The sequence below is a fragment of the Rhizobium sp. RM genome (genome assembly GCF_013390595.1).
Taxonomy (GTDB): Bacteria; Pseudomonadota; Alphaproteobacteria; order Rhizobiales; family Rhizobiaceae; genus Agrobacterium.
The window spans coordinates 1,017,718-1,041,928 of record NZ_JACAWV010000022.1 but is presented as its reverse complement, the minus strand read 5'-3'; the positions used below and the strand labels follow the sequence as shown (position 1 = coordinate 1,041,928).

The following is a 24,211-nucleotide window of genomic DNA, read 5'->3' as shown; positions in this document are numbered from 1 at the left end:
TTAGAGGTTTGTTAACCATAAAATTATACCCCTCGTTAATCGAAAGATTCTTGGCGGGGGTTACATGTCTATTTCGCGTCGTGGTGTTCTGTTTGGATTACCGCTGTTGTTGGCCGGTTGTGCAAGCTCAGGCGTATCGCATCAAAGGCTCAATTATGCGGCGAAGCCGGATGAGAAGTTCCCGCTTCCTGCCATGCATCTCGACAAGGTGAAGCCGGAGCTTCGCCGCCAGGAAGTGTCCTATGATACGACGCATCCAGCAGGTACCGTTGTTGTCGATACGCCGGCGCGCCGTCTCTATTACGTCATGGGCGATGGCCGGGCGATGCGGTATGGCGTTGGTGTCGGCCGACAGGGACTGGCACTGAAGGGCGATGCCTATGTTGGTCGTAAGGCGGAATGGCCATCCTGGACGCCAACAGCAAATATGATGCGACGCGATCCGCGCAATGTGAAATTCGCCGGTGGCATGCCTGGCGGTCCGAACAATCCGCTCGGCGCGCGTGCGCTTTATCTTTATCGTGGCAACAACGATACAATGTTCCGGTTGCACGGCACCAATCAGCCGCAGTCCATCGGTCATGCCATGTCGAGCGGTTGCATTCGCATGCTGAACCACGACATCATCGATCTCTATTCGCGTGTTCCTGTCGGCGCCCGCGTCGTCGTCCTGCAGGCCTAGCTACGCTTCTACCTTAGCAATTTCAGTGCGCCCGTCAGGGATTTGACCCATTTCGCCGGCCCGGTAATTCCGAGGCCGTCGATCTCCTCTGCTGACAGATCCCTTTCGGGAAAGGTCTGCCTGTAGTCCGCATAGGCGTGCAACGTACGTGCGAAGGCCGGGAAGGGGACTATGGCGGAGCCTTCAGGTTTTGTTTCCAGTGCCTTGAGCAACAGTTTTCCGATCGCCTGGCTGTCTGCCTGAAGAACAGGAACCGGGCGGTTTGAGCTGATCTCGATCGACCGTCCCTGGCCGTCCGTAAGTCGGCCTGCGGCAAGGTCGGGCGTGCTGGCGCCAAGCCCGATGCCAACTGCACCAACGGTGTTGGCAATCCAGCCTGCTGGCATCTCCGGGTTGATGATGATGGCGATGCGAAAGTCGTCTGTCATGTCCGTGTTCTTCCTTCCTGATGTGTTTCGGAAGATAATCGTGCTTGAGTGGAAGAGCCTGCCTTTTTCTGGTCTTCCATGCCTAAATTTGGTAGATTCTGCCTCAGTTGTTTCAGTGTGGGGTAGGTTATGCCAAATTCGAAGCTTGAGCCGGTCGATGTTCGAATTCTGTCTTCGCTGCAGGATGACGGTCGGCTTACCAATCAGGCCTTGGCCGACGAAGTCGGGCTTTCCGCTTCACCCTGCTGGCGGCGCGTGCGCCAACTGGAGGAAACGGGCGTCATACAAGGGTATTCCGCACGTATAGACCGGAGACAGGTCGGCCTTGGTGTCCTTGCGTTCATCCGGGTCAAGATCGACAGCCACAATGAGGAGGAGGCCGAGCTCTTCTCCCGGCAGGTTGCAGCGCTTCCGCAAGTTGTGGCGTGTTACAGCATTGCCGGCGACGCGGATTTTCTGATGCAGGTCGTGGCGCCGGATCTGGACAGTTACGCCGATTTTGCGATGTCCGTGGTGCGACGCCTGCCGGGAATCAAGGAAATGCAGACCACCTTCGTACTGAAGGAAGTGAAGGCGTTTGAAGGAGTGCCGCTCGATTTCGTCTGAAACGGTGGTTCAGGCCGAAAATTTCTCGAATTTTCTGACTCAGTCTTCGGCTAGACCAGCGGTTGATATATGAGTGCGAAATCTGTGTTTTACGTATGAAAAACAACTCTCTGTAGAAAATCACCCATTTCCATATATAAAGGGATACTACAATATCGAAAACGTGATTTCCGGTGTGTGATACGTGTATCCATAACCGGTTTCAGGCGCTGTATCGAGCGCGGCACCAAATCAACGGAGCATCTGGAAATGGCCTCTTTCGACAACCTGTCTCGTTATAGACCTTACGCGCTTGCAGCCCTTCGCATCATCGCTGCGCTGCTTTTCATCGAACACGGTACACAAAAGCTGTTCGGCTTTCCGGCATCGCAGATGGAAGGCTCGCTGCCGCCGATGCTGCTTGTTGCCGCTCTGCTCGAACTGATCGGCGGTCTGCTGATCCTGGTTGGTTTCTTCACGCGGCCGGTTGCCTTCATTCTCTCCGGCCAGATGGCTGTTGCCTATTTCATGGCCCATGCACCGAAGAGCTTCTTCCCGGCTCTCAACGGTGGCGATGGCGCAATCCTGTTCTGCTTCATCTTCCTGTATCTGGTTTTTGCTGGCGCTGGAGCCCTGTCGGTCGACGAACGCCGCTGATCTCCCGCTTTAGCAGTTCCATATTTGCCTGAGGCGCTGCATGGTGATGACCATGCAGGGCCTTTTTTCTTTGCAGGCAAAGCTTCGGTGGCCACCGAAGCTTTGATGTGTTTTTTGCGTTAAAGATGGCCTGACCTCATCGCCGACGAAAGACCGATCCGTGAAGACACAGACCAATATCGCGCGAGAACTCCTGCTGCTGGCGTGTTTGTCAGCACTTTGGGCTTCCTCCTATACGTTCATCAAAATTGGTGTGGAAACCATTCCGCCTTTGACGTTGATTGCTGCACGCACGCTGATTGCCGGCCTTTTGCTGCTGACGATCATGCGATTGCGTGGTCTGCGCCTCCCGACGGACATGGCGACCTGGCGGCTTTTTCTGGTTCAGGCCTGTATCAACAGCGTGTTGCCTTTCACGTTGATCGCCTGGGCCGAGCAGCATATCGATGCCGGTCTTGCCGTTATTCTCAATGCGACAACACCCATCTTCACCTTTCTTCTCACCGCTCTTGTCGTCCGGCATGAGTTGGTGAGCGGGCGCAAGCTGTTTGGAACCATCGCCGGTATGACCGGCGTATGCCTCATTATCGGCCTTGAAGCACTCAATGGTACGGGTGAGATGCTGTGGGGCCAGTTTGCCATTCTGGCAGCCGCCTTTTCCTATGCTTGCGCGGCTATTTTCGGGAAGAATTTCAGGGGATTGAATCCAATCATGCCGGCTGCGGGGTCGCTGATCTGCGGTGCAATCATTTTGCTGCCCGTAAGCGTCGTCGTTGATCGACCGTGGACGCTGTCGCCGTCCAACGCCTCGATTGCAGCATTGTTGTGCCTGAGTGTCTTTTCGACCGCACTCGCCTTCATGATTTACTTTCGGCTCATGCAGACGCTGGGCTCGGTCGGGACAACGTCTCAGGCCTATCTGCGAGTTCCGGTGGGTGTCGGTATCGGCATGCTGTTTCTCGGTGAGGTCCCAACTCCCGCCATGTGGATCGGGCTTGTCTGCGTCATCATCGGGGTCCTCGCCATGACGTTACCGCAGCGTCGGCGTGCGGCTGCCCAGAGTGGCTAGGCAAAGAAAACCCCGCAGGCTTGCACCTGCGGGGTCCGAGTTTTGTGTCAATGCGCCAGAAACGCTTTAGCGGTTGCGACCGCGATTGCCATTGCCGGATGCGCGCTTCTCGGGCGCGTTGCCGCCAGCCGGGGCGTGGCGGTTCGTACCAGGCTTGCGAGCCGGACGGCGATGCTTGCGCGGACCGGCAGGACGGCCGGCTTCACCTTCAGCCTGCTTCACGCGCTTGAAATCCGACGTGACTTCGAGATCGTTGTCGGCTTCGTGCTCGCGGTGTCCATGGTGGCGGGACGGACGGGATTCGCCGTTGTGACGCCCACCTTCGCGGGGGCCGCGCTGGCCGCCGTTGTTGCGGCCGCGATTGTTGTTGTTGCCGCGCGACGGGCTTGCCAGCCCTGCAGGACGTTCACCCGATGCGACCGGAATTTCGATCTTCATCAGCTTTTCGATGTCGTGCAGCAGACGGGTTTCATCCGGTGCGCAGAACGCAATGGCAATACCATCACGACCGGCACGGGCGGTACGGCCGATGCGGTGCACGTAAGCGTCAGGAACTTCCGGCAGGTCATAATTGAAGACGTGGGTCACGGCAGGAATATCGATGCCGCGGGCAGCAACGTCGGTTGCTACCAGAACCTTGATTTCGCCGTCCTTGAAGCCCTTCAGGGCGCGCTCACGCTGGCCCTGGCTCTTGTTGCCGTGGATGGAGGCAACTTTGTAGCCGACATGCTCCAGGTGCTTCGAGAGCTTCTCTGCGCCGTGCTTGGTGCGGAGGAAGACGATGGCACGACCGTCCGGGTTCTCGGTCAGCGACTTTTTCAGAAGTTCAGTCTTGTCGTTCTTACCGGCAACGAAGTGTACGTACTGCTCGACCTTGTCGGCAGCCTTGCCGGGCGGCGTCACTTCGACCTTGACCGGATCGGTCAGGTAGCTGTGAGCTAGATCAGCGATGGTCTTGGGCATGGTTGCCGAAAACAGCAGCGTCTGACGCTTGGCCGGAACCATCTTCGAAATCTTGCGCAGATCGTGAATGAAGCCGAGATCGAGCATCTGGTCCGCTTCGTCGAGGACAAGGTAGGTGACCTTCGACAGCGAGATTGCGTTGCGCGCGATCAGGTCCAGCAGACGGCCCGGCGTGGCAACGAGAATATCGCTGCCTTTTTCAAGCTGGAGCTGCTGCTTGTTGATCGATGCGCCGCCAACGACCTGGTTGATGCGCAAAGGGGTCTTGCGGACAAAGGAACGAAGGTTCTCGCCGATCTGGTTTACCAGTTCGCGCGTCGGAGCAAGGATCAGCGTACGGGCCGTGCGGTTTGCCGGGCGGTCTGCATTTTTCAGCAGCATTTCGATGATGGGAAGGCCGAAAGCGGCTGTCTTGCCGGTGCCGGTCTGCGCGAGGCCGATCAGATCGCGGCCTTCGAGAAGCAGCGGAATGGCCTTTGCCTGAATGGGCGTGGGGGTCGTGTAGCCAAGCTGGGTAACGCTAGCCACAATCTTTTCGGAGAGGCCGAGTTCGTTAAAACTGGTCAATAGTATCGCCTTTCGGGGCGCCAAAACAAAATCGACCGGAACAGTTGCTGCTGTCCGGTGGTTTCGGCGTCAAGAACCCCGCGTGAATTGGGAACTTGTGGGTTGGAATAACTCTCTGCGCATCAGTGCGGCAAATGCCGTCTTCTGTATCGGTTGCGCTTTTCCTTCATGCGTTGGAATATCTTTGGTCCGCTGCAGCTCACGCGGCTGCCGAAGGTGAAAGCTCAACCGGGCATGTGGGCGTTTTGCACTGCAAAGTCAAGCAATAGTTTCGAAAACGGGCCTTCGGACAACGCATGGCTGGTATGTCGCGGCGATGATTCGGGCGTGAACTCGCGTGCGTATGTGCCAGATTTGGGCAGCAATCAGACAATTGTCGTTAACAATTGGTTGTTGTTCTCTCAAGTACATAGCAAAGGGTTGGTTTCTCCCCTAACGTTCTACGGGAAATTGTCCTGAACTATTTGATTCGACGGGATGGATCTGCGCGGCGTGGAATATCGTATGACCGAGGGCGGCGGGTTGCTGGAAAAAGCGTGCAGGGCGGTCGAAGCTCTGGATTTGCCCGCATGCATCAAGGACAGCGAACTGCGTTATGTCGTCGTGAATGCAGCATACGGCCGTTTCATGGGGGCGACGGTCGAGCAGCTCGCGGGCCGAACAACATCATCACTGTCCAATAGCGCACCAAGTGCTGACCGCGAAGACAAGGAACGCCGATCTCTGGTATTTGCCACCGAGGAAGTGGTTTCCTGTTTCGGGCGCAGTGTACAGGGACGTTGTGACGCTCGTTGCGAGCGCTTCATCGGCGACGACGGAAGTTTTTATCTGTTCGAAGTGTTCGAGGTCATGCCGGCTTTCGAGCCGGAAACCCCGTTCAGCAAGACCACTGCTGCGGATCTGTTGCTGGACAGTGGGGTGATCGATCTGATCGACGCCGGGATCGTCATCTACGACCGCGACGATCGACTTGTCTATTGCAATGCCCGGTTTGCGGAATTCTATAGCGAGCTTGATGTTGAACTGGCGGCCGGGCTGACACTCGAGAGTTCGCTGGAGTCCTGTTATCGCGCCTGCATGGAAACGGGCTATGGACCGGCTTGTGATGAGCCTGATATGCGCGCCTGGGTCGATGCAAGGCTGCGCGAGCTTTCCCTGGCGCATTCGGAAGCGGTCGAGCAGATCTGCGACGGGCGATGGGTGCGCGTTGTCAACAGACGGCTCGAAAACGGCATGCTGGTTGGCCTGCGTATCGACGTCACCGAGTTCAAGTCGCACGAAGCGCTTCTCAGCAAACATATCCGTGAAACCTGGCTGTTGCGTGAGGCGCTGGAACAATTGCCCGTCGCGGTTTTCCTTCGCGACGACCAGCGTCGGCTGACATTTGCCAATGCTGCCTATGAAAAGTTCGTGGGCGGCAATCTCGCCCGATATATCGGCAAGACCGCAAGCGAGATGTTTCCCGGAGCCGGAGATCAGTTTCATCGTGAAAACGAAGAGATTCTGGTAACGGGTGGGGCAATCGAGAAGGCTGAAAGCGTACCCCTGCCGGATGGTGGCTCCGTGCCAGTCATCACGCGGCTCGGAAGAGTCTCTACGCCGGACGACGAACATTATCTTGTCGGTTCTATCACCGATGTCAGCGTTCTGAAAACGCGTGAAAACGACCTGATTGCGGCGCAAAACCACGCTGAAGAGTTGCACCGCCAGCTTGAGGCCATTCTCCATGCCTTGCCGGTAGGCGTTCTGCTCATCAATGCAGACCTCATCATCGAATATGCCAATTCGTGCTTCTACGACCTGTGGGGTGGGGTGGGGGAGGCCGGAGAGCTTGTCGGCAAGAGCTACCGTTATTTCATGGAGTGCAATTTCAAGAGTGGTCTCTACGACTACGGCGACCTTTCGTTTGAAGAGCTTTATGAACAACGCGTTGCGCGCCTTCTGAACGAAGAGTTTTCTGCGCCGCGTGAGGTCCGCAGCAAAAATGGCAGGATGACAGTCATCTCCAAAACCCGCCTGAGCGGTGGCAAGGTTCTCAGCACCTACGCCGATGTGACGGAAGTGCGGTTGCGCGATGCGGAGATCACCAAGACAAAAGCCGATCTCGAGCGTGTCGGCGAGTATATGCAGGGCGCGACGCGGGCCATGGCGCAGGGCCTTGTTCTTGTCGAACAAGGCACGATCATCATGTCCAACGAGGCGATGGCGGCGATGTTCGATGTCCCGCCAGAACTGCTCGAAAAGGGACGGAACTGGTCAGGTTTCTTTGCTTATTGTGCAAAGCGTGGTGACTTTGGCACCGCCGATGAGGCGGCGGCAACGCTTCGTGCCTGGAAAGACAGCATCGCTGCCAACATTCCGTTTTCCTGGCTTATCCATGTTGCCGGCAAGTCGTGGCTCAATCTGGAGGCGACCAACAGTTCTGGAGCCTATTGGCTGGTTATCGTAACTGACGTCACCGAAATGAAGGTGCGCGAAGCCGAACTGGAGCGTCTGCTGTCACGCGCCGAAGCTGCCGACCGTGCCAAGTCCGAATTTCTTGCCAATATGAGCCACGAGATCCGCACGCCAATGAATGGCGTACTCGGCATGGCCGAACTTTTGGCAAAATCCAATCTGGATACGCGCCAGAAGACCTTCACGGATATTATTGTCAAATCCGGCAATGCCCTGCTGACGATCATCAACGACATCCTCGATTTTTCCAAGATCGAGGCTGGGCAGATGAAATTGCGCAATGTGCCTTTCGATGCGGTGGAGGCATTGGAAGACGTCGTGTCACTCTTGTCTTCGGCGGCACTGGACAAGGACATAGAACTGGTCGTCCGTATCGACCCGTCCGTGCGCGGCAGGGTTATCGGCGACGCCGGTCGGTTTCGACAGATCGTTACCAACCTTGTTGGCAATGCGATCAAGTTCACCGAGACCGGCCATGTGCTGGTCGAACTGTCAGCCCAGTCGGCCGAGGCTTCAGAGGCGATTTTGACGCTGCGTGTCGAGGACAGCGGTATCGGCATCCCTTCCGACAAGCTGGAAACGATTTTCGACAAGTTCAGCCAGGTCGACAGTTCGGCGACACGCAGGCATGAGGGTACGGGCCTTGGACTGGCAATCACGGTGGGACTTGTCGGGCTTTTCGATGGCGCCATTCACGTCGACAGCCGCGTGGGACAAGGGTCGACCTTCACCGTCAGCATCCCGTTCCAGGTCACCGAGCGGCGTGACGATGTATCCGCTCATACGGTTTCGATCGATGACGTCCGCGTACTTGTGATCGATGACAATGACGTCAATCGCCGCATATTGACCGAACAACTGCATACGTGGGGCGTGGATGGCTATGCCGCTGAAAGCGGGGCTGCCGGTCTTGCCATTCTGCATGAGGCCTCTGCCATCGGCTTTGATATCGACGCCATCATCCTGGACTATCATATGCCAGTCATGAACGGGCTGGATGTGGTCGAGCGCATACGTTCCGATTGCCGTTTCGACAACATCGCCATCGTTTTCCTGACGTCCATGGATGTTGTTGGCGACGAAAGCCTGTTTACCGATCTCAATGTGCAGGCGCATCTGATGAAGCCTGCGCGCGCAAGGCTTTTGCGTTCGACGCTGTTTGACGTTGTGCGCGATGTGCGGCTGAAACGCGGCCAGCACGCTGGACGCTCTGACGGTTCAGCGCAAAGCGTGGAGAGACCGCGCGAAGACAATACGAAGAAAGCCGATCGGAATGAGGTCGTCATGCCCGCGCCTGCAGAGCGGGAGCGGCCGTGCCTGCTTGACGTGCTGGTCGCAGAAGACAATGACGTCAACCAGATCGTCTTCACGCAGATACTTCAGCAGACCGGCTTGCGGTTTCGCATCGTCAACAATGGCAAGAAGGCTGTACAGGCCTGGCAGGAGTTTAACCCTGCTGTCATTCTGATGGACGTTTCCATGCCCGTGATGAATGGCCATCAGGCCACGCAAGCAATCCGGGCCGAGGAGCGGGCTTTCGGCGATGGCCGGCATGTTCCCATCATCGGCGTTACAGCGCACGCACTCGATGCTGATCGCGACCTTTGTTTTGCAGCCGGTATGGACGATTACTTATCAAAACCGATTAGCCCGGAAATACTGGAAAGCAAGGTTGCCCAGTGGCTCGAGAGTAACGCGCCACGTCAGGACAAACCCAAGGGTTCCACTCAATAGGCACCTTGCAGCCAATGACGATTGCCTTACCCCGTCTTTATGCCACACAGCATCTCACGCTTGCCGGCAAAGCCCTTGCGGCGTTCGATATCAAAACCGACGGCCTGAAGATTTCGTCGCACGAAGCCTGCTGCGGCATAGGTTGCAAAGCTGCCCCCTTGCCGGGTCTTGTCAAAAAGCGCCTGCATGATTTCCAGCGACCACATGTCAGGGTTTCTTGAAGGGGCGAAACCGTCCAGAAACCAGGCATCGAAGATCTCGTGACGTGCTGAAATACCTTGCAGGGCATCGCCGCAGACGACGGTCAGGTGCGTTGTTTCGTCGAGTTCGATTTCGACGAAACCTTTCGGTTCATCCGGCCAGAGGGCAACAAGGCATTGGCGTTCGGCGTCGACTTCCGGCCATCTCGATAGCGCACGGTCCAACTCTTCGCCCTTCATCGGATAAAGTTCGAAGGACATGAAATGCAGTTTTCTGTTACCGTTGCGCGTCAGCTTCCATTGCCGCCAAGTCTCGCAGAGGTTGAGGCCGGTGCCGAATCCAAGTTCGCCAATACGGAACGTCTCATTGCTTCCGAGCCAACGTTCAGGCAGGCCGTTGCCGGCCAGGAAAACGTGGCCGCATTCGAGCCTGCCATCGGTCTGGCAATAAAAATGGTCGCCAAAGGCCAGGGAATAGGGCATATCCCCGTCGCGCCAGTCGAGCGCTGTATGGCCGGTAGCGGAAGCCGGATTGTCCTCGGAATGTGTCATGAGAGAAGCCGATAGTCCTGCTTTCGATCACCGTCAATCGCCAAGATTACCGGCTTCAGTGTCGTTGCTGATTGTCGGTGGCGGAATTATGGGGCTTTGGGCGGCCGTCAAAGCGGAGCGAATGGGCATCGATACGCTGCTTGTCGATGCCGCAGCGCTCGGAAGCGGCGCGAGTGGCGGTTTACTTGGCGCATTGATGCCGCACATGCCGGATCGCTGGTCCGACAAGAAGCAGTTTCAGTTCGACGCGCTTATCGATCTCGAAACCGAAGTCGCACGGCTTGAAAGCGAGAGCGGATTGTCGGCCGGATACCGTCGATGCGGTCGTATCATTCCTCTACCAAAACCGCATTTGCGAGGCATCGCCGAGCGTCACGAACGGGATGCTGAAGACAACTGGAAAACCGCTGATCGGCAATTTCACTGGCATGTCACGGATGTGCCTGCCCGTGGTGAAGCCTGGGTGGATCATGCCGCTGGCGAGGCAGGTTTCGTATTTGACACTTTGGCAGGTCGCGTGGCGCCGCGCGCGCTGACGGGTGTTTTGTCGAGCGCCATCAGAAAAGCCCGGCATGTTCACGCGGCAGAAAATTGCAGTGTTCTGTCTCTCGATGCGACGCAGGGAAGGGCGAACTTGTCCTCCGGGCACGAGGTTCATTTCGGCCATGCCATTGTTGCAAATGGTCATCACGCCTTTTCAATGATCCGTGATGCCTTCGGTCAGCCAAACGGTCTGGCTCTCGGACAACCTGTCAAAGGGCAGGCAGCTCTTCTCGATGCGCGATGTGACCCTGAAATGCCGGTCATTTTTCTCAACGGCCTTTATGTCGTGCCGCATGAGGACGGAACTGTCGCGGTCGGCAGCACGAGCGAAGATTTCTTCGAGGCACCCTTTACGACTGACGAGAAACTCGATCTTCTCGTTTCGAAAGCAAAAACGCTCGTCCCTTCGCTTGAAAATGCTACTGTCATCGAACGATGGGCCGGTCTGCGGCCGAAGGCAATCGGGCGTGACCCTATGGTTGGTAGCGTTCCCGAAATGCCGCGCATCGTCGCGCTTGCGGGTGGCTTCAAGGTCAGTTTCGGCCTCGCCCATCGTCTCGCCGATGCTGCTTTGGCGGAGGTTTGCGGGCAAACGTCCACTTTGCCGCCCAGTTTTCTGTTGGGGGAACACCTGCGTCTTGCGCAAGAGAATTTCAGTAAATCCTGATTTACACGCTTCGCGTCGTCAATCTGTTACGCAAATCACTTAACTGCTGGCCAGCAACAAGGCCCGTTTAGCCGCATGTCCGGCGAGGTGATAAGCGCATGCGATACGCCATTCATTTTACGCCGTCTCCCAACGATCCGTTAACGCAGGCTGCTGCCGCGTGGCTTGGTCGTGACGTTTACTCCGGTCAGGCGGTTGAACCGCCCGGAATGATCGATCTCGCCATGCCGGATATTTCCTATCATACGGCTTTGCCACGACGTTATGGGTTTCACGGCACGATCAAGGCGCCGTTCCGTCTGGCCGAGGGGCACTCGGAAGCGTCGCTGTTGCGCGATCTGATGCGGTTTTCCGGTAAGCAGGAGCCATTCGTGTTGCCGCAGCTCGTTGTTGCCAAACTCGAGAATGTGTTCAGCCTGGTGCCCGAGCGGCCATGTGACGTCCTGCATTTTCTTGCCGCGAGTGTCGTTCAGGAATTCGATCGTTACCGCGCGCCCATCGGTGACGCCGAGATCGAGCGTGCGAATCCGGAAAGGCTTTCCGCCGCGCAGCTTACCAACCTTTATCGTTGGGGCAGTCCGCATGTGATGGATGAATTCCGGTTCCAGATGACGCTGACGGGCAGCGTTGAACCGGTGAATTATTCTCGGATCGAGCGTGCCGTCAAAACGGTGTTCGAGCCGTTACTGGCTCGGCCCATGCCTTTTGCCAATCTGGCCCTGTTCATCGAGGACGAACCCGGCGCTCCTTTCCGTGTTCATTCCTTGCATCCTATGGGTCGGGTCTCCGCTCGCAGGATTGCCTGACGCGTCGTCGACGAAATCGTACACAAAAAAGCATCGGAATGTCGGCAAAATTGCTCTCGACATTCCAAGCGTGAATGCTACCGTTCAGCGTCTAATTTGCAAGGTGGCTGAATGATCTCCGATAATTACCCGCGCAATCTCATCGGCTATGGCCGCAACGCGCCAGATCCGAAATGGCCGGGCGGCGCCCGTATCGCCGTACAGTTCGTTATCAACTACGAAGAGGGCGGTGAAAGCTGCATTCTCGATAACGACAAGGCATCGGAATCGCTCTTGTCAGAGATTGTCGGTGCGCAACCCTGGCAGGGTCAGCGCAACCTCAACATGGAATCGATCTATGAATACGGGTCGCGAGCGGGTTTCTGGCGTCTGTGGCGCATGTTCACCAGCCTCGGCGTCACAACGACTGTCTACGGTGTGACGTCCGCGATGGCGCGCAACCCGGAAACGGTTGCTGCGATGCAGGAAGCTGGATGGGAGATCGCCAGCCACGGTTATCGCTGGCTCGAATACAAGGACTTCTCGGAAGAGGAAGAGCGCAAGCATATTCTGGAGGCCGTTCGCCTGCATACGGAGCTGACGGGCGAACGCCCTTACGGCATGTATCAAGGCAAACCATCTGACAACACCTTGCGGTTGGTTATGGAAGAGGGCGGTTTCCTCTATTCGTCTGACAGCTATGCCGACGATCTGCCTTACTGGGTTGAAGGAGCTAAAGACGATCCTTTCCTGATCATTCCCTACACGCTTGAGACCAACGACATGCGTTTTGCGACGCCGCAGGGTTTCAATTCCGGTGATCAGTTCTTCACCTATCTGAAGGATGCTTTTGATGTTCTCTATCAAGAGGGTGTCGAAGGTTCGCCGAAGATGCTGAGCGTCGGCCTGCATTGCCGTCTTGTTGGGCGGCCTGGCCGCGCTGCGGCGCTGCGGCGCTTTATTGAATATGTGCTGGGGCATGAAAAAGTCTGGATTCCGCAGCGCATCGATATCGCTCGCCATTGGCACGAATACCACAAGCCAGGCACTGCATCATGATCGTGCGTCAGGACTTTGTAACCCGCTTTGGCGGCGTGTTTGAACATTCGCCCTTCATTGCCGAGCGTGCTTTTGACGCCGGAGCGATTTCCGAGCCGTTGACGGCAAATGTCGTCCACGACGCGCTTTGCACACAGTTTCGCGCAGCGTCGGAACCAGAGAGGCTCGGTGTCTTGCGTGCTCATCCCGATCTTGCCGGCAAGCTCGCGATTGCTGGCGAGTTGACGGAGGATAGCCGCAACGAGCAGGCTGGGGCGGGGCTCGACCGCTTGTCGCCTGAAGAGCATGCGCGCTTCACGGAACTCAATTCTGCTTACACACAGAAATTCGGGTTTCCCTTCATCATTGCGGTCAAGGGTCTGAACAGACAGGATATCCTTTCAGCCTTCGAAAACCGCATCGACAACAGCCCGGAGGATGAATTTTCGACTGCCACCGCGCAGGTCGAGAAAATCGCCTGGCTGCGTCTGTCCTCGATGTTGCCGAGTGCTTGAAGGGGCGGGCCAATATGAAAGAGGATGGTCTTTTATCCTATCTCGATGACATGAGGCTGGCGGCCAACAAGGCCCGGCTTTTTCTGCGCGGCATCAACGAGCAGGAATTCAATGCCGACGAACGAACCCAGATGGCGATCATGATGGCACTTGCGCTGATCGGCGAAGCGGCCTCAAGGATAGATACACTCTATCCGGCATTCGTCAGCGACCACCCGGAGATTGCGTGGTCCAAGATCAGGGCAATGAAAAATCTGATTGCGTACGATCACTATCGCGCCGAACTCCCCCTGTCGTGGCGCACGGCCTCTGTCAGCATTCCTGAACTGCTCGACCAACTCGATCTCATCCGCGACTGGCATACACAAGGTGAATGACGTTTGACTGATTTCCTGGAAATCCACCCCCTGACCAAAGAGGCATTCGCGTCGTTCGGCGATGTCATCGAACCAACTCCATCCTCGATGCGGCTTATCAATGGTGGCCAGACCGAGAGACATCATGCGCTTGCGGCACCAGAAGCCGCCGGGGAGGGCGCGCATATTGTTCTCAATATCTTCCGTGGCCAGCCGCGTCGGTTTCCGCATGCCATCGAGATGATGGAGCGGCATCCGCTTGGCAGCCAGAGTTTTTCGCCGCTTTCCGGTCGGCCGTTTCTGGTTGTGGTGGCAGAAGACGTGGGCGGACGTCCTGGCGAACCTCAGGTGTTTCTGGCGCGTGGCGATCAGGGTGTGAATTACCGGCGCAATACGTGGCATTATCCCTTGATGCCGTTGCAGGCCGTGTCGGATTTTCTCGTTGCCGATCGTGATGGGCCGGGTAACAATCTGGAAGAGTATTTTTTCGAAGAACCCTACATGATCGCGGAGCCTGCCCTATGACCGGTTTGACAACCCACGTTCTCGACGCGGCCCACGGGACACCGGCAGAAGGCTTGCAAATCGATCTTTATCGGCTTGATGGTGAAACGCGCGAGAAGCTGAAAACGGTAACGACCAACAGTGACGGGCGCGTCGATGGTGGACCGCTGCTGATTGGCGACAGCTTCAAAAAAGGACAATACGAACTCATCTTCCATGCCGGTGACTATTTGCGCGCCAAAGGTATTGTCTTGCCAGAACCAGCCTTTCTGGACGTCATTCCGATCCGTTTCGGTATTGCCGACGAAAGCGGGCACTATCACGTGCCGCTCCTGCTTTCGCCCTTCAGCTATTCGACCTACCGCGGAAGTTAAGTGTCATGATCTTTGCCGCCATCGCCGACATCCACGGAAACTGCGCGGCGCTGGAGGCCGTGCTTGAGGATATCGCCAAACAGGGCATCAGCGATATCGTCAATCTTGGCGATTGCTTCAGCGGTCCGCTGGAAGCCGGTTTTACGGGCGATCTTCTGCTTCGCAAGTGGATACCCTCGGTTCGCGGCAATCATGATCGGGAATTGATAGATCGCGCACCGGAAGAGATGGGGAGCTGGGAGAAGCCCGCTTATGCGCAACTGACGGAAGCGCATCTGGACTGGTTGCGGACCTTACCTTTCAGTCTGGTGTTTCAGGACGTTGCCTATTGCTGTCATGGGTCGCCGCGTGACGATCTTGAATATTGGCTTGAGACACTTTCGCCGGAAGGGGTGCTGAAGCTTCGGCCTCTGGCCGAAATCGAGGCCATGGCAGAGGGTATTTCCGAACCGCTGATGTTGTGCGGCCATACGCATATTCAGCGCATGGTCCAGCTTTCCGATGGCCGATTGATCGTTAACCCCGGCAGTGTCGGCTGCCCCGGCTGGAGAGACAACGCGCCGTTCGATCATCACGTCGAGGCCGGTCATCCGCTTGCGAGCTACGCCGTTCTGGAAAAGACGCACAGAGGTTGGCAGGCACATTTCCGGCAGGTGCGTTACGACAATCTTGCCATGGCTGAAATGGCGCGGGCAAACGGCATTGGCTATCTCGCCAATGCCCTGGCCACCGGCTGGCTGAAGAGCTGACCCTTTAGCCTTCGCTGGTCATCACCACGCAGGAGTAGGACTGCGCCTTCAACGCCTTGCAGGCCGAAACTGCGGAGGACTGATCCTCGAACCCGGTAAAACGGGCGCGGTAAAGCGTTGCCGATCCGCTTTGAACAGCCTCGGTGTAGGGGGCAATGCCTGTGTGGCTTCCCGCAATGTTGCTTTGCGCATTGGCCAGCAGCGAGCGGGCCGCAGATTCCGAGTCCGTTGCTGCAATCTGAACTTCCCAGCGGCTGCGTTGGGAGGCCGGTGTCGGAATGGCAGACACTTGCATCATGTCGGCCATCTGGCTGTTTGCCGTGGCAATCTGCATGGCGACGGGGTCCTGGCGGCGCTCTGCAAACATCGGCAGAGGCACAGTCGCCGGTGGCACATCGAAGGTGCGGCTGACGCTGGCACTGGCAACGAGCTGTTCGGTGGCGCGACCGCGCGAGGCCTGCGGTACAGCCTTGTCCAGCAGCGCAGCCATCTGCGCATCGCGGCTACGGGCCGTCTTGCCGCCAAGCACGACGCCAACGACGCTACGGCCATTGTGATTGACGGCACTGACCAGGTTGAAGCCGGAGGCGTTTGTGTAACCCGTTTTGATGCCGTCTACGCCTCTGTAGCTTGCCAGAAGACGATTATGCCCCCGGATGGTCTGGCCGCGGAACTTGAAAGACTGGGTGGCGAAAAGCCGATATTCTCTAGGGAAGTCCCGCTGAAGGGCGAGGCCGAGTTTGGCCATATCGCGCGCGGTGGTGACCTGCGTTTTGCTTGGCAGGCCGGACGCATTGCGGAACACGGTTTTCGACATACCCAATTGGCGGGCCCTGCGGGTCATCATCTGCGCAAACTTCGCTTCAGATCCGCCCAGGTGATCGCCCATGCCCTCCGCCATGTCATTCGCGGACTTTACGATCATGCCATAAACGGCTTCGCGCACTGTGAAGGTGGTGCCAGCCTTGACCCACAGTTTCGAGGGAACAGCGGCCGCGCCGTGTTTTGACATGGTGATGCGCTGATCCCATCTCAGGCGGCCGTTGTGCAGCGCCTCGAAGGTCATGTAGAGCGTCATCATCTTCGTGAGAGAGGCAGGGTGATTGAGGACATCCGCGTTGCGCGAGGCCAGCACCTTGCCGGTGTTTGCGTCCATGATGAAGTGTGCATAACCGGCCATAGCCGGCTTTGCCTGCAAAGAGAGGATCGCGCAAAAGAAGGCGAGTGCGAAAACCCATGCTCCCGCCATTCCCCGTTTGATCGTTCCCGACATTTTCCGCCCCTTCAAATCTGTTGGCCGCCTGAAAGCCTGTTTCCGGCGCATTTTTACTGACACATTCCGGCAACAAAACCGCTAAAACTTTAGAGATAGCTTTCATGCTTAATTAAGTATGAATTTCCGCCAATGAGGTGAACCTCTCGTCCTGTTGAAAAGAAACCATCCATCCGGTATGTTTATTGCCATGACAAATGCACATGAGCGAAAGAAGCAGCCTGAACTCGTTCGTCGCAATCTTCTCGATTGCGCAGCGAAACTTGCTGCCGATCAAGGGGTTTCGGCGATTTCCATCCAGGCCGTTGCTGATGCGGCGGGCGTGACGAAGGGCGGATTGTTTCATCACTTCGCCTCTAAGCAGGTCCTGCTCGAAGCGGTGATGGCCGACCTTTTGACGGCGCTGGACGCGGAAATAGATGGGTTGGTCTCACAGGATTGTGAAGCTCACGGGTGCTTCACGCGTGCCTATGTGAACGCGGTTTTCGCCGATCGAGAGCGCGATTCGGGCAAACAATGGGCGGCAATCTCGGTTTCGATGATTGGAGAACCGTCGCTGCGGAGCATGTGGTCGACATGGCTTGCAGAGCGTCTTGTCCGTCACAAAGACACGGATAACACGCCTCAACTTGAAGCTGTCCGGCTTGCTGCCGATGGCGTCTGGCTTGCTGACCTGCTGGCCGATGATGGCGGGGCAGGCGATGACCGCGCCGCGCTTCATGCATTGCTGATTACGCAAACGGAAAAGGGAAAAGGACGATGAATGCGGTGATGTTGACCTACGGAGCGCTTGTCGCGGCCATAGTCTGCGAGGTCATCGCGACGTCTTTCCTGCAGCAATCGCAGCAGTTTACCAGACTGTTGCCGACGCTCCTGATGGCATTGTTCTATGGTGCGGCTTTTTATCTGCTGTCGATCACGCTGCGTACTCTGCCGGTCGGCGTTGCCTACGCGATATGGAGCGGTCTCGGCATCGTCCTGATTTCAGCCATCGGCTATTTCGTGTTCCGGCAGACGCTGGATCTGCCGGCCGTGATCGGTCTTAGCCTGATTATCGCCGGGGTCGTGGTCGTGAACGTGTTCTCAAAGACGGTCGGACATTAAGGGCGGGTTTCCCCGCCCGGTCACGTCATGCCAGGATGCTGCGGTCCACATCGGTGATCAGCCGTTTACCGCAGAGGGCCATGCTGATGTCCATCTCCTTACGGATGATTTCGAGGGCCGTTGTGACACCCTGTTTGCCACCGGCGCCCAGGCCATACAGGAAGGGGCGACCGATGTAGGTTCCCTTGGCGCCCAGAGCGATCGACTTCAGCACATCCTGGCCGGAGCGAATGCCGCCATCGATATGGACTTCGATCTGGTCGCCGACCGCATCGACGATCTTCGGCAACATGGCGATTGACGAATGGGCTCCATCGAGCTGACGACCGCCATGGTTCGAGACGATGATCGCATCCGCGCCTGTGCCGACGGCTGCACGCGCATCTTCTTCATCCAGGATGCCCTTGAGGATCAGCTTGCCACCCCAGCGTTCCTTGATCCATTCGACATCCTTCCAGGATAGACGTGGATCGAATTGTTCGGCTGTCCAGGACGATAGCGAGGAAAGGTCGGAGACGTTCTTGGCATGTCCAACGATGTTGCCGAAGCTGCGGCGTTTGGTTTGCAGCATGTCCAGGCACCATTGCGGGCGCGTTGCCATCTGCCAGATGTGTTTCGGCGTGAATTTCGGCGGAGCTGACAGGCCGTTGCGCAAATCCTTGTGGCGCTGGCCAAGGATTTGCAGGTCAAGCGTCAAGACCAGCGCCGAGCACTTGGCGGCCTTGGCGCGATCGATCAGGTTGTTGATGAAGTCGCGGTCCTTCATCACGTAAAGCTGGAACCAGAATGGTTTCGAGGTGACAGAGGCAACGTCCTCGATGGAGCAGATGCTCATGGTGGACAGCGTGAAAGGTACGCCAAATTCCTCTGCAGCCTTGGCGGCCAGCATTTCACCATCGGCGTGCTGCATGCCCGTGAGGCCGGTGGGTGAAAGGGCAACAGGCATCGAGACCTTCTGGCCGATCATTTCCGTTGCCAGGGAGCGGTCTGTCATATCGACCAGCACGCGCTGGCGAAGCTTGATCTTCTGGAAGTCCTCTTCATTGGCGCGGTAGGTGCTTTCCGTCCATGCGCCGCTGTCGGCATAGTCGAAAAACATCTTCGGAACACGGCGTTGCGCCTTCTTCTTCAGGTCTGCAATGGTGAGGATTTTGCCCATGGATAAAGCCTTCACATTTGAATGTTGGCTTCAAATATCACGAATTTCTGGATTGTGACATCGAAATCGTCGTCGTTTTCAGTGCCAGAATGCCCGTAAAAACAGTTCGCATCCCAGAATGAGCAGACATATCAGAAACCAGCGTCGAAACGTCGTCGGGCTGACAATATGACGGATTTTCTGACCTGCCCACATCCCCAGGAGAGCCGGTATAACGGCGAGTGCCGAGATGGTGAGTTCCTGTGTCTGGAGCGCCGATTGGGAGGCAAGGCCAAGCGCCAGTGCCATCGTGGAAACCGTGAATGACAGGCCGAGCGCCTGCACGAGATCGTCACGCTGGAAACCCAGCGACTGTATGTAGGGCACGGCGGGAACGACGAAAACGCCGGTACCACCCGTCAAGAGACCGGTGATGAAGCCGACCGGTGCGGAGAGCCATTTTTCCAGAGCACCGGGAAGAGAGAAGGGACGGGCGAGCAGGCTGAAAGCGGCATATGTGGCGAGTGCTGCTCCAAGAGCCGAAGTCGTCCACACTGCCGCGCCGCCCGTCATCAATCGGATGCCGATCAGCGTACCGGCGACGATGGCAATCATCATGGGCCACAGCCGCAAGAGAGTGGCCTTCAGATGCGGTCCCGACAGAAGTTGCCAGATATTGGTGATGAAGGATGGCAGAATGAGCATGCCGGCGGCAGCCACGGGAGACATGAAAAACCCAAGCATGCCCATGGCGACAGTCGGCAAACCCATGCCCGTCACACCCTTGACGATCCCTGCAATCGTGAAGATCGCAAATATCGCAACAAGACTACCGGTTTGCAGATCGACCACGGAGACTTCCCTTACAGAGTTGGTTCTTCGGGGCCCATATAAAGGTTATGGCGACGCGATGTTTCGGCCGTGACCGAATTATGCGAGCGCGCTTTTCATTGCTTCACCTGCCACATAGGTTTCCACCACAGTGCGGTCGTCACCCATGGTCAGCATCAGGAACAGCTCTTCCGTCAGGCTTTTCACCACTTCCATTTTCAGCGCCATGGCAGGGGTGGAGGACGCATTGAGAACGGTGATGTCGGCGTCTGTGCCCGCATCCAGCGTGCCGATACGGTCAACCATCGACAGCGCTTCGGCATTACCGCGCGTCATCAGGTACCAGCTTTCCAGCGGATTGAGGCGCTCGCCCAGAAGCTGCTGGATCTTGTAGGCTTCATCCATGGTGCGCAGCATCGAGTAGCTGGAGCCGCCACCAATGTCGGTCGCCACGGCAATGCGGACCGGCTTCTCGCGCCGCTGAAGTTTCTTCATCGGAAACAGGCCGGAGCCGATAAACAGATTGGACGTCGGGCAATGCACAGCAACCGCACCCGTATCCGACAACACGTCTGCCTCGCGTTCGGACAGGTGGATGGCGTGACCGAGCAGGGTCTTCTTACCCATCAGACCGTAGCGGACGTAAATGTCAGTATAGTCGGTCGCTTCGGGGTAAAGCTCGCAGGTGTATTTGATCTCGTCCAGATTTTCGGACAGGTGGGTCTGGATGAAGAGATCGGGAAATTCGCGTGCCAGCGCTTGCGCGGCTTCCATCTGCCTGGGCGTGGAAGTGATGGCGAAACGCGGTGTGATGGCAACGTGGTTACGGCCCTTGCCGTGCCAATCCGCGATGACCTGCCGTGTTTCGTCGTAGGAGGTTTCCGGCGTATCGAGTAGCCCTTGCGGCGCGTTGCGATCCATCATCACCTTGCCGCCAACCATCAGCATGTTGCGCTTCATGGCTTCGGCAAAATAGGCGTCGGCGGAGGTCTTGTGTACGGAGCAGTAAGCGACGGCAGTGGTGGTGCCGTGGCGAACCAGTTCATCGTAAAAATGCGTGGCGATGCGCTGGGCATGCGCACTTTCGACGAAACGGCATTCCTCCGGGAACGTATAGGTGTTCAGCCATTCGAGAAGATTGGCGGCGTAGGAACCGATAACCTGCATCTGCGGGAAATGCAGGTGCATGTCGATCAGGCCGGGCACGATCAGATGAGGTCGGTGATCTTTCTCTGCGACGTCTTCTGGCGCTTTTTTCCGGATATCGGCGTAGTCGCCGATCGCTGCGATCTTGCCGTCCTCGACAAGCAGGCCACCATCTTCGATGTAGAGATAACTTTGATGATCATCGATAGAGTGCGGGGCACGGTTAAAGCTCAGCAGGCGGCCACGCAGCAGAAGCATGCTCATTCTGTTTTTCCTTCGGCATTTCCACCCCCGGACACGGCGCTTTCATACCAGGCGGTAAGCACCTTGCGTTCTTCGGGAGTGATGGCGGTGATGTTGCCGGGCGGCATGGCATGGCTTCGGCCAGCTTGCAAATAGATTTCACGTGCATGGGCGGCGATTTGCGCGTCGGTTTCAAGCTTCACCGATTTGGGTGTGAAGGGTACGCCTTCCCAGACCGGCTCCGCCGCATGGCACATGGAACAGCGTCCCTGCACCACATCGCGCGCCGTCGCAAAATGCGCATCACTGACGAAACGCTGCTGGACAGGAGACAGGGTTGCGGCTTTTTCCTCCTGCTCTCCAGTCAGAATTTTCGGAACCGTCGATAGCCACATGATGACGATGAAGATGATCGCTGTCAGAAGCCAGGTCCATGTCGGCTTGCCCTTGCGGGCATGGGTGGTGTTGAACCAGTGACGGATGGTAACCCCCATCAGGAACACCAGTGCCGCGATAATCCAGTTGAACTCAGTGGCGAAGGCCAATGGGTAGTGGTTTGACAGCATGAAGAAAATGACCGGCAGCGTCAGGTAGTTGTTGTGCAACGAACGCTGCTTGGCGATCCGACCGTATTTGGGATCGGGTGTGCGGCCGGCAATCAGGTCGGCCACGACAATCTTCTGGTTGGGAATGATGATGAAAAAAACGTTGGCCGACATGATGGTGGCGGTGAAGGCGCCAAGATGCAGGAACGCGGCGCGTCCGGTAAAGACCTGCGTATAACCCCATGCCATCGCCACCAGCGCAACATAGAGCACGATCATCAGGCCCCAGGTGTTGTTGCCCAGCGGTGACTTGCAGAGAAAGTCGTAAAACAGCCAGCCGATCGCCAGCGAGGCAAGCGAAAGACAGATTGCCTGAAACTGGGTGAGTGCCAGCACCGAATGGTCGATAAGGAAAAGGTCCGCACCGCCGTAATAAACGATACAGAGCATGGCAAAGCCGGAAAGCCACGTCGCATAGCTTTCCCATTTGAACCAGGTCAGGTGTTCCGGCATCTGCGCAGGGGCGACCAGATATTTCTGGATATGGTAGAAACCGCCGCCATGGACCTGCCACTCTTCGCCGTAAGCACCGGGCGGAAGGTGGGCGCGTTTGACCAGTCCGAGATCGAGCGCAATGAAATAAAAGGATGAGCCTATCCAGGCGATTGCGGTGATCACATGAAGCCAGCGGACGGCAAAAGCCATCCATTCCCAGGCAATGGCGTATTCGTACATTCTGTTCCCCTGATCCTGTGCAGTGCACATTGCGAGAAAATTGCCGGAGAGGGAAGAAAAAAGCAGAGCAGTCGCAACGATTGTTCACAATATGGAGCGTTTGTGTCCACAACATCAGTCGCCGAAGGCATCGCTGCTGATGCGCCGCCGTCACATAGGGCGACGATCTTGTGCGGCGCACAGATTGCACTTAGCCGGCTATCGCGACTCAGCTAATAATGGATGTGCAGCCCGGTGATGTGCTACACTAAAAGGCTGCGGAGCCAAAAAATGCTTCCATACATGCTTCGCTTGGCGGTGTGCCGAAAGCGGGAGCTGCAATCCCTGGGGCGGGGGGCAGTCAAGGGCAGGGTGAAGCAGGTCCCGAAGACCATTGTGTCCGGGTTTTGCTTGTAATGTTTGGATTTTGAATGAAGTGACGCAATGACTTTCCGGCTGCTGCCGTTGTTCTTCAACGGAGACTATGCCGATGCGCGTTATTCTGACAGTGACTTTTCTGCTACTGGCTTTCAGTGCCACTGCTTTTGCTCATGAATCCCACAAGGGTTTCAAATATGAGAGCTATTGCTGCAACGGCGATGCCGAAGGGGGGGATTGCCAGATGATCCCGACCCGAAGTGTTCGCGTTACCCCTGATGGTTATGAGGTCTCACTTGGACCGGGAGATCATAGGCTGGTGACCAAGCGCCACGTCTTCAACTGGTCGCAGCGTGAGGCACGCCGCTCGGACGATGGGGAATATCATCTGTGCCTCTATCCAAACGAAGATACGCCCCGCTGTTTCTATGCGCCCGATATGGGTTTTTGACCTGGCGGTGTTCTGCCTTCTTCGATCCGTTTTAAAATCCAGTCGCGGAACAACCTTATTTTCCTCTGGTTTTTCCTGCCTTCCGGATAAACGAGCCAATAGTCCTTGCCCTCGGTGCTGAGGTAGTCGAAGGGTTGATAAAGTCGTCCAAGCGCAATCTCGTCTGCGTAAAGCTCAGGCGTCAGCATGGCGACACCCTGACCGGCAATGGCAGCGGCAGCCTCGAAGGCCTGTACGCTGAGGCGGCTTCGCGGGTATCGTGCCAGATCCGGATTTTCAACACCGGCGTCCCGAAACCATTTTGCCCACCAGAGATCGCCCGGATCGATGATCCGCAGTTTCAGCAAATCCGCTGGCGCGTGAAGGCCGCCCACGCTCTCGGCCAAGGTCGGGTGTAGCATTGGGCTGAAAACCCCTCTCAGCAAACGGTGATAAACAAGGCCTGGGCTGTCGCTTGTGCTCCAGCGGATTGCAACATCCGCATCCGAGCGAGCAAAGTCGATAAGGTCGCTCGACGTCTCGAGTTTTACGGCGATGGACGGGTTTTCGAGTTGAAACGACCCCAGATGTTTGGAAAGCCAGCGTGACGCGAACGTTGCCGTCGAGTGGATGCTCAACGTTTCGTCAGCCGTATCGCGCGCACCGTTTACGGCCTCCCGCAAAATGCTGAAACCTTCGGCAATTTTTGGCGCGAGTTTCTGCCCCGTTTCCGTAAGCATCACCTGCCGTGCCTTGCGCACAAACAGCGGTTCACCAATGTGTTCTTCGAGAAGTTTGATCTGGTAGCTGACGGCGGTCTGCGTCATGCCAAGTTCATCGCCGGCCCTCGTAAAACTCAAATGTCTGGAAGCGGCTTCGAACACTCTCAGTGCGTTCAGCGGGAACTGTCGCGACATCTTCATGGATAAGTTCTCTTTATGCAATGAGATGGATGTTTCATTGGTTTTTCTTTGGAAAACAAAG

At 56.8% G+C, this 24,211-nt stretch carries 25 protein-coding genes; 16 read left to right on the top strand and 9 right to left on the bottom strand.

The features are described 5' to 3' along the window. The first annotated feature begins 64 nt into the window (after positions 1 to 64). On the top strand, positions 65 to 682 hold the full coding sequence (locus HWX89_RS21585) for a L,D-transpeptidase (RefSeq protein WP_138791183.1): 618 nt from the start codon (positions 65 to 67) through the stop codon (positions 680 to 682). Between the two features lie 8 nt (positions 683 to 690). Here the strand turns inward: HWX89_RS21585 and HWX89_RS21580 are convergent, their stop codons facing one another. Continuing rightward, positions 691 to 1,110, bottom strand: a complete 420-nt coding sequence (locus tag HWX89_RS21580; RefSeq protein WP_138791182.1) for a DUF2000 domain-containing protein — start codon at positions 1,108 to 1,110, stop codon at positions 691 to 693. Positions 1,111 to 1,239: 129 nt separating this feature from the next. Between HWX89_RS21580 and HWX89_RS21575 the strand changes: the two genes are divergently transcribed. The 3 genes from HWX89_RS21575 to HWX89_RS21565 all read left to right on the top strand — a co-directional run bounded on the left by HWX89_RS21575 (position 1,240) and on the right by HWX89_RS21565 (position 3,421). Continuing rightward, positions 1,240 to 1,716 (top strand): Lrp/AsnC family transcriptional regulator, encoded by a 477-nt coding sequence (locus tag HWX89_RS21575; protein ID WP_138791181.1) that lies wholly within the window; start codon positions 1,240 to 1,242, stop codon positions 1,714 to 1,716. 249 nt (positions 1,717 to 1,965) lie between these two features. After that, positions 1,966 to 2,352: a DoxX family protein gene (locus HWX89_RS21570; RefSeq protein WP_178340859.1), complete on the top strand. Its 387-nt coding sequence runs from the start codon at positions 1,966 to 1,968 to the stop codon at positions 2,350 to 2,352. Positions 2,353 to 2,512: 160 nt separating this feature from the next. Further along, entirely contained in the window at positions 2,513 to 3,421 is a 909-nt protein-coding gene (locus HWX89_RS21565; RefSeq protein ID WP_138791180.1) for a DMT family transporter, read from the top strand. Between the two features lie 66 nt (positions 3,422 to 3,487). On the opposite strand, the gene HWX89_RS21560 is transcribed toward HWX89_RS21565, so the two are convergent. Continuing rightward, positions 3,488 to 4,951: a DEAD/DEAH box helicase gene (locus HWX89_RS21560; RefSeq protein WP_138791179.1), complete on the bottom strand. Its 1,464-nt coding sequence runs from the start codon at positions 4,949 to 4,951 to the stop codon at positions 3,488 to 3,490. Positions 4,952 to 5,455: 504 nt separating this feature from the next. On the opposite strand from HWX89_RS21560, the gene HWX89_RS21555 reads away from it, so the two are divergent. Continuing rightward, positions 5,456 to 9,142 (top strand): response regulator, encoded by a 3,687-nt coding sequence (locus tag HWX89_RS21555; RefSeq protein ID WP_138791178.1) that lies wholly within the window; start codon positions 5,456 to 5,458, stop codon positions 9,140 to 9,142. 26 nt (positions 9,143 to 9,168) lie between these two features. Here HWX89_RS21555 and mnmC2 read toward each other — a convergent pair whose 3' ends face one another. Continuing rightward, positions 9,169 to 9,894 carry a tRNA (5-methylaminomethyl-2-thiouridine)(34)-methyltransferase MnmC2 gene (gene mnmC2, locus HWX89_RS21550; RefSeq protein WP_138791177.1) on the bottom strand — a complete coding sequence of 242 codons (726 nt, stop codon included), beginning with the start codon at positions 9,892 to 9,894 and terminating at the stop codon, positions 9,169 to 9,171. Between mnmC2 and HWX89_RS21545 the strand changes: the two genes are divergently transcribed. The 8 genes from HWX89_RS21545 (at position 9,893) to HWX89_RS21510 (ending at position 15,425) form a co-directional block, all read left to right on the top strand. Beyond that, positions 9,893 to 11,104, top strand: a complete 1,212-nt coding sequence (locus HWX89_RS21545) for an NAD(P)/FAD-dependent oxidoreductase (protein ID WP_138791176.1) — start codon at positions 9,893 to 9,895, stop codon at positions 11,102 to 11,104. The genes mnmC2 and HWX89_RS21545 overlap by 2 nt on opposite strands. Positions 11,105 to 11,202: 98 nt before the next feature. Next, the gene (locus HWX89_RS21540) at positions 11,203 to 11,910 is read left to right on the top strand and encodes a DUF1045 domain-containing protein (RefSeq protein ID WP_138791175.1); all 708 of its coding nucleotides are present in this window, start codon (positions 11,203 to 11,205) and stop codon (positions 11,908 to 11,910) included. A 111-nt stretch (positions 11,911 to 12,021) separates the two neighbouring features. After that, positions 12,022 to 12,948 (top strand): allantoinase PuuE, encoded by a 927-nt coding sequence (gene puuE / locus HWX89_RS21535; RefSeq protein WP_138791174.1) that lies wholly within the window; start codon positions 12,022 to 12,024, stop codon positions 12,946 to 12,948. Next, a complete protein-coding gene (gene uraD, locus HWX89_RS21530; protein WP_138791173.1) occupies positions 12,945 to 13,442 on the top strand; it encodes a 2-oxo-4-hydroxy-4-carboxy-5-ureidoimidazoline decarboxylase in 498 nt (165 codons plus the stop codon). Before puuE ends, uraD begins: the two co-directional genes overlap by 4 nt. A gap of 14 nt (positions 13,443 to 13,456) precedes the next feature. After that, the gene (locus HWX89_RS21525) at positions 13,457 to 13,819 is read left to right on the top strand and encodes a HepT-like ribonuclease domain-containing protein (protein ID WP_138791172.1); all 363 of its coding nucleotides are present in this window, start codon (positions 13,457 to 13,459) and stop codon (positions 13,817 to 13,819) included. A 3-nt stretch (positions 13,820 to 13,822) separates the two neighbouring features. After that, positions 13,823 to 14,323: an ureidoglycolate lyase gene (locus HWX89_RS21520; protein WP_138791171.1), complete on the top strand. Its 501-nt coding sequence runs from the start codon at positions 13,823 to 13,825 to the stop codon at positions 14,321 to 14,323. Then, on the top strand, positions 14,320 to 14,676 hold the full coding sequence (gene uraH / locus HWX89_RS21515) for a hydroxyisourate hydrolase (RefSeq protein WP_138791170.1): 357 nt from the start codon (positions 14,320 to 14,322) through the stop codon (positions 14,674 to 14,676). The genes HWX89_RS21520 and uraH overlap by 4 nt, the downstream gene beginning before the upstream one ends. Positions 14,677 to 14,681: 5 nt before the next feature. Then, positions 14,682 to 15,425 (top strand): metallophosphoesterase family protein, encoded by a 744-nt coding sequence (locus HWX89_RS21510; protein ID WP_138791169.1) that lies wholly within the window; start codon positions 14,682 to 14,684, stop codon positions 15,423 to 15,425. Between the two features lie 4 nt (positions 15,426 to 15,429). Here the strand turns inward: HWX89_RS21510 and HWX89_RS21505 are convergent, their stop codons facing one another. After that, complete coding sequence (locus HWX89_RS21505; RefSeq protein WP_178340892.1) at positions 15,430 to 16,674, bottom strand: serine hydrolase; 1,245 nt, start codon at positions 16,672 to 16,674, stop codon at positions 15,430 to 15,432. A 202-nt stretch (positions 16,675 to 16,876) separates the two neighbouring features. Between HWX89_RS21505 and HWX89_RS21500 the strand changes: the two genes are divergently transcribed. Both HWX89_RS21500 and HWX89_RS21495 read left to right on the top strand, forming a co-directional pair. Then, on the top strand, positions 16,877 to 17,461 hold the full coding sequence (locus tag HWX89_RS21500) for a TetR/AcrR family transcriptional regulator (protein WP_138791167.1): 585 nt from the start codon (positions 16,877 to 16,879) through the stop codon (positions 17,459 to 17,461). Continuing rightward, positions 17,458 to 17,802, top strand: a complete 345-nt coding sequence (locus HWX89_RS21495) for a DMT family transporter (protein WP_138791166.1) — start codon at positions 17,458 to 17,460, stop codon at positions 17,800 to 17,802. The genes HWX89_RS21500 and HWX89_RS21495 overlap by 4 nt, the downstream gene beginning before the upstream one ends. 25 nt (positions 17,803 to 17,827) lie before the next feature. Here HWX89_RS21495 and HWX89_RS21490 read toward each other — a convergent pair whose 3' ends face one another. The 4 genes from HWX89_RS21490 to puuD all read right to left on the bottom strand — a co-directional run bounded on the left by HWX89_RS21490 (position 17,828) and on the right by puuD (position 22,440). After that, positions 17,828 to 18,961 carry an alpha-hydroxy acid oxidase gene (locus HWX89_RS21490; protein WP_178340858.1) on the bottom strand — a complete coding sequence of 378 codons (1,134 nt, stop codon included), beginning with the start codon at positions 18,959 to 18,961 and terminating at the stop codon, positions 17,828 to 17,830. A gap of 78 nt (positions 18,962 to 19,039) precedes the next feature. Further along, entirely contained in the window at positions 19,040 to 19,792 is a 753-nt protein-coding gene (locus HWX89_RS21485) for a sulfite exporter TauE/SafE family protein (protein WP_138791164.1), read from the bottom strand. Between the two features lie 78 nt (positions 19,793 to 19,870). Further along, positions 19,871 to 21,181 carry a guanine deaminase gene (gene guaD / locus HWX89_RS21480; protein WP_138791163.1) on the bottom strand — a complete coding sequence of 437 codons (1,311 nt, stop codon included), beginning with the start codon at positions 21,179 to 21,181 and terminating at the stop codon, positions 19,871 to 19,873. Then, entirely contained in the window at positions 21,178 to 22,440 is a 1,263-nt protein-coding gene (gene puuD / locus HWX89_RS21475) for a urate hydroxylase PuuD (protein ID WP_138791162.1), read from the bottom strand. Before puuD ends, guaD begins: the two co-directional genes overlap by 4 nt. Positions 22,441 to 22,909: 469 nt before the next feature. Here puuD and HWX89_RS21470 point away from each other — a divergent pair, with 469 nt between their 5' ends. Continuing rightward, positions 22,910 to 23,248 (top strand): hypothetical protein, encoded by a 339-nt coding sequence (locus tag HWX89_RS21470; protein ID WP_178340857.1) that lies wholly within the window; start codon positions 22,910 to 22,912, stop codon positions 23,246 to 23,248. Here HWX89_RS21470 and HWX89_RS21465 read toward each other — a convergent pair. Then, positions 23,224 to 24,150: a LysR substrate-binding domain-containing protein gene (locus HWX89_RS21465; protein WP_138791160.1), complete on the bottom strand. Its 927-nt coding sequence runs from the start codon at positions 24,148 to 24,150 to the stop codon at positions 23,224 to 23,226. The genes HWX89_RS21470 and HWX89_RS21465 overlap by 25 nt on opposite strands. Positions 24,151 to 24,211 lie beyond the last annotated feature (61 nt).